This window comes from Phenylobacterium sp. (assembly GCF_030651755.1).
Taxonomy (GTDB): domain Bacteria; phylum Pseudomonadota; class Alphaproteobacteria; order Caulobacterales; family Caulobacteraceae; genus Phenylobacterium.
This window is the reverse complement of the sequence record NZ_JAUSBZ010000152.1, coordinates 33,654-46,238: the sequence shown is the minus strand read 5'-3', so window position 1 is coordinate 46,238 and position 12,585 is coordinate 33,654. Positions and strand designations below refer to the sequence as shown.

Here is a 12,585-nt window from a genome sequence, read left to right as displayed (position 1 = left end):
GGCCTTTCGGCCGGGCGGTTGTCAATATTCCGTATAGGCCCGTTCTACGGGAAAGGAAATGCCCGGCCGGTTCCTTTCCCGAGACCGTGAAGACCCGGCGGCTTTCAGGCGCTGGCGGCGGGGGCAAGCGGCGCAGGCGCCGGGGCGCCGGCCGGGCGGCCGATCCAGATCTGGCCGCTTCTGGCCACCACCTCGCCAGCCGCGTCATAGAGGGCGACGCCGGCGAAGAATTTGCGGCCCTCGGACTCCCGGGCCCAGGCGACCACCACATAGGTCTCGCCGGCCTTGGGCGCCGTCAGCACCTCGCCCGCCATGGTGCCCAGCAGGCCCACCGGCGAGCCCGTCTTGATCCACCAGGCCATGGATCCCGAGCAGTCCAGGGCGCCCCAGGTGATCTCGTCGGGCATGGTCCCATCGGGGCCGGCGAAATTGGCGTGCGGGGTCCACAGGCCGGCGCAGACCCCGGGCTCGGCGCCCGGCAATTGGCCCACATGCACGCCGAGGCCCTCGCCGGCCTCCCGTTCGATGCAGCAGGAAAAGCAGCCCCGGTGAAGGGATCGCGTGGCGAAGGGCGAGGCGGCCGCGGCCAGGCGGGCGGCCTCGATCCCGGGCGACGGCGGCGGGGCAGGGATCTGATCGTCGCTGGCCGGCTTGGCCACCCCCAGAACCTGGCCCTGGTCGCCCACCGCCGAGACGGCGCCGTCCTCGCCGGTCACCAGCGCCACGGCGGTGTCCAGGGGCACGCCGGCGCGCAGCATGGCGCTGCCCTTGCCGCCAACGGCCTTGGCCAGCAGGCCGCAGATATAGCCGCCATTGGCGGTGACGGGGGGGCCGCGGAACTGCCGCGGAACGACGATCTGGGTCATGAAATGAGGCTCGGAAATGGTCGGGCTTGAAATGGACGATCCGGCGGCGACCCGCCGTACTGAGAAAAATCGGTTCAGCCGGCGTGAAATCCGCGTCCGGCGCCCCCTAGATTGGCTGATAAACCCCCGCCTTGGCAATTCTCGGCTGCGCCGCAGGGTCCGCGCATCCAAATCCCCGGTGGCGACGTTGACGGCGAAGACGCCAGACAACGGGAGACACCCATGGCCAAGATCGACGCCATCAAACTTCTGAAGGACGACCACCGGGAGGTGGAGGACCTGTTCGAACAGTTCGAAAAGGCCACAACCAAGGACCGCAAGGCCAAGATCGTCGAGAAGATCTGCACCGAGCTGACCGTGCACAGCCTGATCGAGGAAGAGATCTTCTACCCCACCTTCCGGGGCAAGATCGAAGACGACCTCCTCGACGAGGGCTATGTGGAGCATGACGGCGCCAAGATGCTGATCGCCGAGCTGATGGCCGGCGACCCGGACGACGCCTTCTATGACGCCAAGGTCTCGGTGCTGTCCGAAGAGATCGAGCACCACGTCAAGGAGGAGGAGCGCCCGTCCGAGGGCATGTTCGCCCAGTGCCGCCGCACCGACGTGGATCTGGTGGCGCTGGCCGACCGGATGCAGGCCCGCAAGGACGAGCTGATGGCCATGATCAAGGCCAATGGCCTGCCGGCGCCTGAGACCCGGTCCTTCAAGGGGGCCAAGGTGGTCTACGGCGAGCCGCCGGTCGCCCCGGCGGCCTGAGAGGCCCCAATATCAGGACAGGGCGCGGCGGCCGACAATCTTCAGGCCGTAGCCCGCGGAGCCCGGCAGCACCGTATCGGCGTTGCTGAGCAGAACCAGGTCGCGCACGCCCAGGTCCAGCAGGATCTGGGCGCCCACCCCATAGTCCCGCAGGGTGTTGGCCGGCGCCGCGGCCGCGCCATCCTGGCCATAGCGTTCCGACAGCCAGGCGGGGTTGGAATCGCGGATGAACACCGCCGCGGCGGCGCCCTCATGCTCGGCCAGGGCCTTGAGCGCCTGGGGCACATAGTCCTTGCGAGGGCCGGCGGCGGCGAGCAGGTCGGCGGCGAAGTCCACCCGGTGCATCCGCACCAGGGTCGGCGCGTCCTGGGCGATCCGCCCCCGGGTCAGGGCCACATGCTCGGTATGGTCGAGGATGTTGCGGTAGATGACCATGCGGAAGGCGCCATAGGCGCTCTCGAACGGCGTCTCCAGCACCCGCTCCACCTGCCGCTCAGTGCGGCGGCGATAGGCGATCAGGTCGGCGATGGTCCCGATCTTCAGGCCGTGCAGGCGGGCGAAGTCGATGAGGTCGGGCAGGCGGGCCATGGTCCCGTCATCGCGCATGATCTCGCAGATCACCCCGGCGGGGTTGAGGCCCGCCAGCCGCGAGATGTCGACGGCGGCCTCGGTATGTCCGGCCCGCACCAGAACGCCGCCCGGCTTGGCCACCAGGGGAAAGACGTGACCTGGCGAGACGATGTCGTCAGGGCCCTTGGTGGGGTCCACCGCCACGGCGATGGTGTGGGCCCGGTCCTGGGCCGAGATCCCGGTGGTCACGCCCTCCCGGGCCTCCACCGAAACCGTGAAGGCCGTCCCGTGCCCCGAACCATTGTCGGCGGTCATCGGCGGCAGGCGCAGGGTCCGCGCCCGCTCAGGCGTTATGGACAGGCAGATCAGGCCCCGGGCGTGCCGGGCCATGAAGTTGATCTGGGCCGGGGTGGCGAACTGGGCGGGGATGATCACATCCCCCTCATTCTCCCGGTCCTCGGCGTCCACCAGGATGTAGGGCCGGCCGTTGCGCGCCTCTTCGATGATCTCTTCGATGGGACTGACCGCCCGGTGGGCGGCGTCGACTTGGGTGTCCTGGGTCGTGGTCATCTGCGCTCTCATTGGCCCGCCTGGGACCTTCTGCCGCTCATTTAGGCGCCGAAAGCCCTGGCTCCAAGGCGTTCAGGCGTCGGCGGCGGTCTCAAAGGCGGCTTTCAGCTCGGATTTGAGGATTTTCCCATTGGCGTTGCGCGGCAGGGTTTCGGGCCAGAAGGCCACCCTGACCGGGACCTTGAAGGCCGCCAGCCGCTCACGGACAAAGGCCCGAAGCTCGGCCTCGGTGGCCGTGCCGCCGGGCTTCAGGTGGACGACGGCGGCGGGTTCTTCGCCCAAAGTGCGGTGCGGCAGGCCGATCAGGGCGGCGTCCATCACATCGGGATGGTCGTAGAGGACGTTCTCCACCTCCACGCAGTAGATGTTCTCGCCGCCGCGGATCAGCATGTCCTTGGCCCGGTCGACGATGAAGCAGAAGCCCTCCTCGTCCAGGCGGGCCAGGTCGCCGGTGCGCACCCAGCCCTCGACAAAGGTCTCGGCGGTGGCTTCCGGCCGGTTCCAGTAGCCTTTGACGATGTTCGGCCCCTTGGCCCACAGCTCGCCCACCCGGCCCACGGGCAGTTCGGTGACCCCGTCGGCGGGATCGACGATCTTCAGCTCGCAGGGGGGCGGGGCCACCCCACAGCTGTCGGGGCGGTGTTCATAGTCGCGGCCGATATTAGTGGTGCAGGTGGCCGATGTCTCGGTCATGCCCCAGCCGTTGGAGGGCGCCGAGCCCGGGAAGGTCTCGACGATCTTGCGCACCAGGTCGGGCGCCGAGGGGGCGCCGCCATAGGCCACGGTGGTGAGCGACGACAGGTCGAAGTCCTTGCGGGCCGGATGCTCGATCAGCTGCCAGGCGATGGTGGGCACGCCGCCGGTGTTGGTGACGCGCTCCTTCTCGATCAGGCCCATGGCCTCCACCGGCTCCCACTTCCGCATCAGGACCAGCTTGGAGCCCGAATTGATGGCCGGCGACAGGGTCGCGTTGCATCCCGTCACATGGAACATGGGCACCACCAGCAGATAGGCCCGCTGAGGCAGCTTGTGGGGGTCCTGCTCCGGGATCGGCTCCCCGCGCCTCAAGAAACCGCGGGCCGCCGCGCAGGCGCTGGCCATGATGTTGGCCGTCAGGTTGCGGTGGGTCCCCAGCGCCCCCTTGGGCTTTCCGGTGGTGCCGGAGGTGTAGAAGATGGTCGCCACATCATCGGGCGCCAGAGGAACCTCGGGCAGGGGCTGGTCAGGCAGATCGCCCCAGCTGTTCACCGGGCCGATCACGTCCTCCAACCGGGCCAGACGTGGGTCGGCGGGCAGGCTTTCTGTGCGCGTCACATAGACCCGGGCGAGCGCCGGGCAGGCGTCCAGGCGTTCCAGCATCCGCTCCAGCCGCTCGTCATCCACCAGGGCGACCTTGGCCCCGGAATCAGCCAGACCGAACTCCAGCTCAGGCCCGGTCCACCAGGCGTTCAGGGGCGTGACGATGGCCCCGATGATGGCGGCGGCGAAGAAGGCTGTCGGCCATTCGGGCAGGTTGCGCATGACCAGGGCCACCCGATCCCCAGGCTTCACCCCATCGGCCTGCAGCTGGTGGGCGAGGGTGATGACCGCCCGGGTGAAGGCCTCGAACGTGGCCCGCTCGTCCTCATGGACCAGGAATTCCCGGCTGCCGAAGGCCCGGCCGTTCAGCAGCACGTCGCGCAAGGTTGCAGGGGCGTTCTTCCAGACCTTGGTCGCGACCCCGTCGATCAACGCCTCGTCCAGCTCGAAGCGCTCCCCCGGCGCGGTCAGCCTGGCGTGGGCCTCGGCGATGGACATGATGGGCCAAGGTTTGGCGGCGGTCTCGGTCATGGGTCCTGGCGTCCTAGGTGGGTTGTTCTCTGGCCTTCTTCAGGCGGCCTTGTCCCCAGAAAGCCGAGCGGCGGGGGCGAAGGCAAGCGTGTGTGGGCGGTTTGGCGACAGGACTGCGCTTTAGATGGCGTCGCCCCAGTCCAGGCGGCGCGCCAGGGCGTAGGCTGGCTTGTCGCGGCGGGGGACAAAACGCTGCTCCAGCGCGCCTGACTGCACGCAAAGCTTGAGGTCGACGCCGGGCTTGGCCTGGCGAGGGGGGGCGAGCACCCGGGCCTCGAAGGGGGTGACCACGATGCTATCCCGGGCCGCGGCGAGCCAGATGAACTTCTCGTCCTCGAAGGGCGCATCGGCCCCCTTGGCCAGGCGATGGTCGCGGGAGCGGGGCAGGCGCTGGACGAAATGGCACCAGTCGGGCGCGCTCAGCGGACAGGCCTGGGCGTGGGGGCAGGGCCCAGCCAGCCGGGCGCCGGCCGCGATCAACTGGGTCCGGGCGGCCAGAATCCGTTGGTAGCCGGCCGGCGTGCCGGGCTCCACCAGCACCAGCAGGCCTTCACAGGCGTCCCACAGCCGCTCCACCAGGGGGGGCTGCGCCGGCGCCGGGATCTCGGCCAGGACGTAGGAGGCGACCACCAGCTCGGCCCTGGGCCAGGGCTCGGCCTGGGTCGCGGTCAGATTGGCCCGGCGCCGCTCGGCGCCCGCCAGCACTGGCGGCCCGCCCTCGCCCAGGATGCGGGCGAGGTCGAGGAAGGGGCCGCTCTCGTCCAGCAGCAGGGCCGCCTCGATCTGCGGCCAGACCTCCAGCGCCGCCCAGGACGCCGTCCCGGGGCCGGCGCCGGCGTCCAGCAGGGTGGCCGGCGCAAAGTCCGGACAGGCCTCGGCGACCGCGGAGAAGACGGCCATGTCGGCGGCGTAGGTGGCCGGCAGGCGGGCGAGCGCATAGGCCAGCGCGTCGTCCGGGGTCAGCACAACCCCGGCCGAGCCTGCCCCGCCGCGATAGCCCGCCGAGACCCGGGCCGCCCGTTCGGCCAGGTCCCGGCGGGAGACGCCCTCGAGCCTGGCCTCAATGGCCCCGCGCAGGGGGCCGGGAAGGTCGGGGCTCAAACCGCGACGCGATTCTGCACGAGGTCGTCGACCACGCCGGGCTCAGCCAGGGTCGAGGTGTCGCCCAGCTGGTCGGTCTGGTTCTCGGCGATCTTGCGCAGGATGCGGCGCATGATCTTGCCCGACCGGGTCTTGGGCAGGGAGGGCGCAAACTGCAGAGCGTCGAGGGCCGCGAAGGCGCCGATCTCCCGGCGCACCCAGCCCTTGATGTCGGCGGCCAGGATGTCGGTGAGCTCCACATCGGACTTGAGCGTCACGAAGGCGTAGATGCCCTGGCCCTTGATGTCGTGGGGATAGCCAACCACGGCGGCCTCAGCCACGGCCTCATGGCCCACCAGGGCGCTCTCGATCTCGGCCGTGCCCAGGCGGTGGCCCGACACATTGATCACATCGTCCACCCGGCCGGTGATCCAGTAATAGCCGTCGGCGTCCCGGCGGCAGCCGTCGCCGGTGAAGTACTTGCCGGGATAGGTGGTGAAATAGGTCTGGATGAAGCGCTCATGGTCCCCATAAACCGTGCGCATCTGGCCAGGCCAGGAATCGGTCAGGCAGAGATTGCCGCTGGTCGCGCCGTCCAGCACCTTGCCGTCGGCGTCCACCAGCTGGAACTTTACCCCGGGCAGGGGCATGGCGCAGGAGCCGGGCTTGGCCGGCGTCGCGCCGGGCAGGGGGGTGGCCAGGCAGGCGCCGGTCTCGGTCTGCCAATAGGTGTCGACCACCGGGCAGCGACCCTCGCCCACCACCCGGTGATACCAGAGCCAGGCTTCGGGATTGATCGGCTCGCCCACTGTGCCCAGCAGGCGCAGGGACTCCCGGCTGGCCTTTTTCACCGGCGCGTCGCCGTCGCGCATCAGGGCGCGGATGGCGGTGGGCGCGGTGTAGAAGATCTCCACCTTGTGCTTGTCCACCACCTGCCAGAAGCGGGAATTGTCCGGATAGGTGGCCACGCCCTCGAACATCACCGTGGTCGCCGCATTGGCGAGCGGGCCATAGACCACATAGGAGTGGCCGGTGACCCAGCCCACATCGGCGGTGCACCAGAAGACCTCCCCGGGGCGATAGTCGAACACCAGCTCATGGGTGTGGGCCGCCCAGGTCAGATAGCCGCCGGTGGTGTGCAGCACCCCCTTGGGCTTCCCCGTCGAGCCGGAGGTGTAGAGGATGAACAGCGGATCCTCGGCGTTCATCGGCTCCGGGTCGCAGGTGTCGGCGACGGTCTTTTTCAGCTCGCCATAATAGGCGTCGCGGCCCTCGACCATGGGCACGTCGGCCTTGGTGCGCCGCACGACGATGACGTCGGTGACGTCCGGGCAGGCCTTCAGCGCCTCGTCCACATTGGCCTTCAGCGGCACGATGCGGCCGCCGCGCACGCCCTCATCGGCGGTGATGACGATGCGGGAGTCGCAGTCCTGGATGCGGCCGGCCAGGCTGTCAGGCGAGAAGCCGCCAAACACCACCGAATGCACCGCCCCGATCCGCGAACAGGCCAGCATGGCCACGGCCGCGGCCGGGATCATCGGCAGATAGATGGTGACCCGGTCGCCCTTCTTGACGCCCTTGGCCTTGAGCACATTGGCCATGCGGCAGACCTCGGCGTGCAACTCGCCATAGGTCAGGGTGCTGTAGATTTCCGGGTCATCGCTCTCCCAGATGATGGCCACCTGGTCGGCCCGCTCCGGCAGATGCCGGTCGATGCAGTTGACGCTGACATTCAGCTCGCCATCGGCGAACCACTTGATGCGGAAATCTGAGGCGTTGAAGGAGACGTCCTTGACCTGGGTGAAGGGCTTGGACCAGTCCAGGCGGCTCGCCACCTCGCGCCAGTAGCCGTCCGGGTCCTGGTCGGCCCGCTGGCAGGCGGCGTCATAGGCGGCCGCATCCATGTGCGTCCGCGCAGCCCAGGACTCAGGCACCGGAAAAATCTCGCCATCACTCACGGCGCAACTCCCTTGATCGACTTTGGCGCGGAGTATGCGGAGTGGGGGGCCTGTGGCAACCGCCTGTACGACTCATTTCCCCGCCGCCCTCGGGCTTGTCCAGAGGGTCCCTGCCCGGGGCGGGCGCAAGCGTCGCGAGGGACCCTGGGCACAAGGCCCAGGGTGACGGCATGGGGTTTGAGATTCGATAGCGGCGTCCTGTGCGCCGCAGGCGCCGTCAAGGGGCGACACGAAGCACACAAAGGAGCGCGAAGGACACAAAGGCGAGGCCGCCGACACCTTCGTGTCCTTGGCTTCCTTCGTGTCCTTCGTGACCCTCTTTTACGGCCTGAGCCTAGGCCGCCTTTTCGAACAGCTTGTTCCAGCGGCGGCGTTCGCGGGTCTTCCAGGAGCCCCGGTGCCAGGCGTCCGAGGCGATCAGGGGGACCACGGTGGTGGCTTCGGCGAAGACCATCTGTTCCCAGGTGACGTCCACCTTGCCCCAGGAGCAGGCCTCCTGCAGCGTCGAGGACGAGCAGGCGCCGTCGCGCACATCGGCCACCGTCAGCTGGATGGCGTATTTGTGCATGTCGACCTCCTGCCCGAGGATCTCGGCGCAGACCACCGTGTCCTGGGCGAAGTTCTTGGGCACGCCGCCGCCGACCATGAACAGGCCGGTGGTGCCCGCCGCGATCTTGACGTCGGTGAGCTCGCGGAAGTCGGCGATGGAGTCGATGGTCAGGTAAGGCTTGCCCGCCTTCATCCGCTCCACCTGATGCTTGACCAGGCCAAAGCCGGCCGAGGAGTCGGTGAAGGCCGGGCAGAAGATCGGCACGCCTTCCTCATAGGCCGTCTGGATCAGCGAACCCGGCTTCTTGGCGTTCCCCGCCGCCAGCCACTTGCCCATCTCCCAGATGAATTCCCGCGAGGAATAGGGCCGCGGCTCCAGCTGGTCGGTGATCTCCTTGATCACCGCGTCGCAGGTCTGCAGCTCTTCCTCATCGATATAGGTGTCGTAGATCCGGTCGATATAGAGGGCGCGCAGGTCGCGATCGTCCACCGGCTCTTTCGCCTGGTAGTGCTTGAAGCCGAGCGCTTCGAAGAAATCCATGTCGACGATGGAGGCGCCGGTGGCGACCACCGCGTCGATCAGGCCGTACTTCACCATGTCGCGATAGATGTGCATGCAGCCGCCGGCGCTGGTGGAGCCGGCGAGCGTCAGCCAGGTCGAGCAGGACGGATCTTCCAGGGCCATGGAGAAGATGTCGGCCGCGCGCGCGGTGTCGCGGCTGGTGAAGCTCATCTGACGCATGGCGTCGATGATCGGACGGGCGTCGTACTGGTCGATGGCCACGTGCTCGACGGTGGACGACAGCAGCTCGGCCTTGCGGTTGGACTGAACCTCAGCGTTCATTCTCTTGGAGTCCTAGAGTTTGAGCGCCCGTCCATGGAGAAAGGACGCGACCGGGACGGAGCGACCGGTCGCGTCTCATGCGTGTGCGTCGAACCTAACGTCCTAACGCCGACGACGTTTCTTGCCCCGGGCCCGCGACAGCTTGACGACATTGTGCGTCTCGGTCCGCGGCACCGGGATGGAGCGGCGGGCCAGGCCATACATGGACGCCATCGGCGGATCGTCCACCGCCACGGTCTCGGTGTCGCCGAAGCCGTTGAAGCGGGTGTTCATCGCCACGCCATAGGCGCCCAGCATGCCGATCTCGACAAAGTCGCCCTCGCGCACATCCTCGGGCAGCCAGAAGGGGCCGGGCATGTGGTCCAGGGAGTCGCAGGTCGGACCATAGAAGCGGTAGGGCTTCAGCGGGCCTTCCACTTCCCGGGCCGAGCCATCGGCCTCGCGGCGCAGCAGCTTCACCGGGAAGGGCCACTTGGTGTGGGTGGCGTCGAACAGGCTGCCATAGGAGCCGTCGTTCAGATAAAGGGCGTCGCCCTTGCGCAGCTCGACGGCGGTCAGCACCGAAGAGGCTTCCGCCACCAGGGCCCGGCCAGGCTCGCACCACAGCTAGGTGGTCTCATGGACCATCATCTCGGCGAAGCCGCGGTCGATGGAGTCCATGTAGTCGGCGAGCGCCGGCGGCACCATGCCGGGATAGACCGACGGGAAGCCGCCGCCCACATCGACCACGTCGGCGAAGACGCCGGCGCGGACGAGCGCGCGGGAGGCCTGGCTCATGGCCGCCTGATAGGCGGTCGGCCGCATGCACTGGCTGCCCACATGGAAGGAGACGCCCATCAGCTCCTGGGTCGCCCGGCGGGCGGCCAGCAGCAGGTCAGGGGCCTCATGCGCATCGACGCCGAACTTGCCCGACAGGGAATAGGCCGCGCCCTCGGCGGCGACGCCCAGGCGAACCATCAGGTTCAGGTCCTTGGCGTGACCGGTGGCGTCGAGGATCTTGGCCAACTCTTCGTGCGTATCGAGGGCGAAGGTCCGCACCCCATGGTCGAAATAGGCCGTGGAGATGGAGCGGCGGCTCTTGACCGGATGCATGAAGGCCATGCGCGCGCCAGGGGCGTGTTTCGCCACCAGCTCGATTTCTGGAACCGACGCCACGTCGAACGACCGCACGCCATTCGCCGCGAGGGTTTCAAGCACCCACGGCGAAGGGTTGGCCTTCACAGCGTAGAAGACGTCGCCTTTAAAATTGTCCTGGAACCAGCGCGCCGCTAGGGCCACGGCGTCCGGTCGCGCAAAGGCGACAGGACGTTCCGGTGACCGCTCACGGACCAGGTCCAGGGGCGTATGGTACCTGTGCACCTCACGCAACCCCCAACAGATTGTTGAACCCAATCCGGCGTTAGCAACGCTTTGGACAACGGGGTCCGCCGGAGCGGTGGGAAATAGGGGCATATGGCGCCGATGTAAAGGGCGCCCGGCAAATGAACCTTGCTGGGCCTGGGCTTGGCGCGCTCAGACCGCCCCCCGAATCCGCCCGAAGCGGTCGTGCAAAGGCGCCGTGCTGGACCGCGAGGGGCGCCCATGTCATGAAACCGTCGTGGGGCTCGGCGATCACGCGCTGGTATGAGTCCGGCCGCCGAACGCCCAGGGGATAGTCGCCGTTCATGTCTGACGCAGCCGTTCTGTCGGTGCGCCAAGTGTCGAAGAGCTTCGGGTCCCGCCGCGCGCTGGACGCCGTCTCCCTCGACGTCGCCCGCGGCGAGATGATCGCCCTGATCGGTCCTTCGGGATCGGGCAAGTCCACCCTGCTGCGCGCCATCAATGGCCTGGCGCCCATCGACAAGGGGCCCGGCCGGATCGAAGCCTTTGGCGGCGCCGTCCAGGCCCAGGGCCGCGTCGATCGCGACGTGCGCCGCACCCGAATCCGCATCGGCATGATCTTCCAGCAGTTCAACCTGGTGGGCCGGCTGACCCTGTTCACCAATGTCGCCATGGGCTCGCTGGGGCGGATCGGCTTCCTGCGGGGGCTTTTCGGGTTCTGGCCCGCCGAGACCAAGAACGCCGCCATGGCGGCGCTGGCCCGGGTAGGCGTGGCCGAATATGCCGGCCAGCGGGCGGGCACCCTGTCGGGGGGCCAGCAGCAGCGGGCGGCCATCGCCCGGACCCTGGTGCAGAAGGCCAAGATCATCCTCGCCGACGAGCCGGTGGCCTCCCTTGATCCCGTGGCGGCCCGCAAGGTGATGGAGGTCCTGCGGGACCTGAACCGGGCCGACGGCCTGACCTTGATCGTCACCCTGCACCAGGTGGACTACGCCCTGCGCTATTGTGACCGGGTCGTCGCCCTCAAGGCCGGCAAGGTGGTCTATGATGGCCCGCCCCAGGGACTGAAACGCAAACAGCTTATCGACATCTACGGTCCCGAATTCGAAGACGTCTTCTGGGAGGGAGCCCCCCAATGATCGCTCGCAGAGTCCTCGGCGCTGGCCTGAGCGCCGCCCTCCTCCTGATGCTCGCCGCCTGCGGGGAGCGACAGAGCCTGAACAGCGCCCAGCCCGACGTGCTGAACTTCTCCATACTGGCGACGGAGAACTCCACCAGTCTCGACACCCTCTGGCGGCCGGTCCTGGCCGATATGGAGGAGGAGATCGGGATTCCGGTGAAGCCCTTCTACGGCTCCAACTACACCGCCCTGATCGAGGCCCTGCGCTTTGGCCAGACCGATGTGGGCTGGTTCTCCAACCTGTCGGGCCTTGAGGCCGTGCGCCGGGCCGACGCCGAGATCTTCGCCCGCACCTTCGACCCCTCCGGCGAGGACGGCTATCGTTCGGTGCTGATCGCGACCGCCTCCAGCGGCCTGACCCTGGAAGACGTGCTCAAGTGCGACCGCACCCTGGATTTCGGGATCGGCGACGCCAAGTCCACCTCGGGCACGCTCGCGCCCATGACCTATCTGTTCGGACCCCGGGCCATCGAGCCGGAGCGCTGCTTCAAGCAGGTGCGCACCGCCAACCATCAGGCCAATCTGTTCGCCGTGGCCAATGGGGTGCTCGACGTGGCCACCAACAACTCCACCGCCATCCGCCTGCAGGGCGAGCGGGACGTGATCAACCGCGCCAACGGCCAGCCGACGGTGACCGACAAGATCAATGTGATCTGGGAATCGCCCAAGCTGCCCGAGGACCCCATCGTCTGGCGCAAGAATCTGGATCCGGCGGTCAAGGAGAAGGTCCGCCAGTTCTTCCTGACCTATGGCAAGGGCGAAGGTCCCGAGGCCGAGCGCCAGCGGGCTCTGCTGGCGGCCATCTCCATCGGCGGCTTCCTGCCGGCCGACGCCAGCCACCTGCTGCCGGTGCGGGAAATGGAGGCCACCGAGGCCCTGATCACCGCCCGGAACAGCCGCGATCCGGCCCGCATCGCCCAGGCCCAGGCGGCCCTGGACGTGGTGACGGCCGAGCGCGAGGCCCTGGACGCCCGGGCCGGCGAGGCGCCGATCATCTCGGCGCCGATGGCCCCTGTTCCGACCCCCTGACGTCAGACCCTCAAAGAGCCAGACGCCCTT

9 protein-coding genes and 1 pseudogene are annotated in these 12,585 nt (G+C 68.3%); 3 read left to right on the top strand and 7 right to left on the bottom strand.

The window, feature by feature from the left end:
- Window positions 1-104: 104 nt before the first annotated feature.
- Window positions 105-866 (bottom strand): hypothetical protein, encoded by a 762-nt coding sequence (locus tag Q7V15_RS14795; RefSeq protein WP_304756505.1) that lies wholly within the window; start codon window positions 864-866, stop codon window positions 105-107.
- Window positions 867-1,088: 222 nt separating this feature from the next.
- On the opposite strand from Q7V15_RS14795, the gene Q7V15_RS14790 reads away from it, so the two are divergent.
- Entirely contained in the window at window positions 1,089-1,625 is a 537-nt protein-coding gene (locus Q7V15_RS14790; RefSeq protein ID WP_304756504.1) for a hemerythrin domain-containing protein, read from the top strand.
- 12 nt (window positions 1,626-1,637) lie between these two features.
- Here the strand turns inward: Q7V15_RS14790 and ribB are convergent, their stop codons facing one another.
- The 6 genes and pseudogenes from ribB to Q7V15_RS14760 all read right to left on the bottom strand — a co-directional run bounded on the left by ribB (window position 1,638) and on the right by Q7V15_RS14760 (window position 10,385).
- On the bottom strand, window positions 1,638-2,765 hold the full coding sequence (ribB, locus tag Q7V15_RS14785; RefSeq protein WP_304756503.1) for a 3,4-dihydroxy-2-butanone-4-phosphate synthase: 1,128 nt from the start codon (window positions 2,763-2,765) through the stop codon (window positions 1,638-1,640).
- A gap of 72 nt (window positions 2,766-2,837) precedes the next feature.
- On the bottom strand, window positions 2,838-4,595 hold the full coding sequence (locus Q7V15_RS14780; protein ID WP_304756502.1) for a class I adenylate-forming enzyme family protein: 1,758 nt from the start codon (window positions 4,593-4,595) through the stop codon (window positions 2,838-2,840).
- Window positions 4,596-4,715: 120 nt separating this feature from the next.
- Entirely contained in the window at window positions 4,716-5,696 is a 981-nt protein-coding gene (locus tag Q7V15_RS14775) for a small ribosomal subunit Rsm22 family protein (RefSeq protein WP_304756501.1), read from the bottom strand.
- Window positions 5,693-7,579 (bottom strand): acetate--CoA ligase, encoded by a 1,887-nt coding sequence (gene acs, locus Q7V15_RS14770; protein ID WP_370689824.1) that lies wholly within the window; start codon window positions 7,577-7,579, stop codon window positions 5,693-5,695. The genes Q7V15_RS14775 and acs overlap by 4 nt, the downstream gene beginning before the upstream one ends.
- Window positions 7,580-7,967: 388 nt before the next feature.
- Window positions 7,968-9,026: a deoxyhypusine synthase gene (locus Q7V15_RS14765; RefSeq protein WP_304756497.1), complete on the bottom strand. Its 1,059-nt coding sequence runs from the start codon at window positions 9,024-9,026 to the stop codon at window positions 7,968-7,970.
- 102 nt (window positions 9,027-9,128) lie between these two features.
- Window positions 9,129-10,385: pseudogene (locus Q7V15_RS14760) on the bottom strand (type III PLP-dependent enzyme).
- Window positions 10,386-10,690: 305 nt separating this feature from the next.
- Between Q7V15_RS14760 and phnC the strand changes: the two are divergent.
- Both phnC and phnD read left to right on the top strand, forming a co-directional pair.
- A complete protein-coding gene (gene phnC / locus Q7V15_RS14755; protein ID WP_304756496.1) occupies window positions 10,691-11,485 on the top strand; it encodes a phosphonate ABC transporter ATP-binding protein in 795 nt (264 codons plus the stop codon).
- On the top strand, window positions 11,482-12,555 hold the full coding sequence (phnD, locus tag Q7V15_RS14750) for a phosphate/phosphite/phosphonate ABC transporter substrate-binding protein (RefSeq protein ID WP_304756495.1): 1,074 nt from the start codon (window positions 11,482-11,484) through the stop codon (window positions 12,553-12,555). The genes phnC and phnD overlap by 4 nt, the downstream gene beginning before the upstream one ends.
- Window positions 12,556-12,585: the final 30 nt, after the last annotated feature.

What these genes read in the sequence shown, in the direction of transcription:
- Q7V15_RS14795 (WP_304756505.1), bottom strand. Translation starts at nt 866, where the DNA reads ATGACCCAGATCGTCGTTCCGCGGCAGTTCCGCGGCCCCCCCGTCACC.
- phnC (WP_304756496.1), top strand. Translation starts at nt 10,691, where the DNA reads ATGTCTGACGCAGCCGTTCTGTCGGTGCGCCAAGTGTCGAAGAGCTTC.
- Q7V15_RS14780 (WP_304756502.1), bottom strand. Translation starts at nt 4,595, where the DNA reads ATGACCGAGACCGCCGCCAAACCTTGGCCCATCATGTCCATCGCCGAG.
- Q7V15_RS14765 (WP_304756497.1), bottom strand. Translation starts at nt 9,026, where the DNA reads ATGAACGCTGAGGTTCAGTCCAACCGCAAGGCCGAGCTGCTGTCGTCC.
- Q7V15_RS14790 (WP_304756504.1), top strand. Translation starts at nt 1,089, where the DNA reads ATGGCCAAGATCGACGCCATCAAACTTCTGAAGGACGACCACCGGGAG.
- phnD (WP_304756495.1), top strand. Translation starts at nt 11,482, where the DNA reads ATGATCGCTCGCAGAGTCCTCGGCGCTGGCCTGAGCGCCGCCCTCCTC.
- ribB (WP_304756503.1), bottom strand. Translation starts at nt 2,765, where the DNA reads ATGACCACGACCCAGGACACCCAAGTCGACGCCGCCCACCGGGCGGTC.
- acs (WP_370689824.1), bottom strand. Translation starts at nt 7,579, where the DNA reads ATGGATGCGGCCGCCTATGACGCCGCCTGCCAGCGGGCCGACCAGGAC.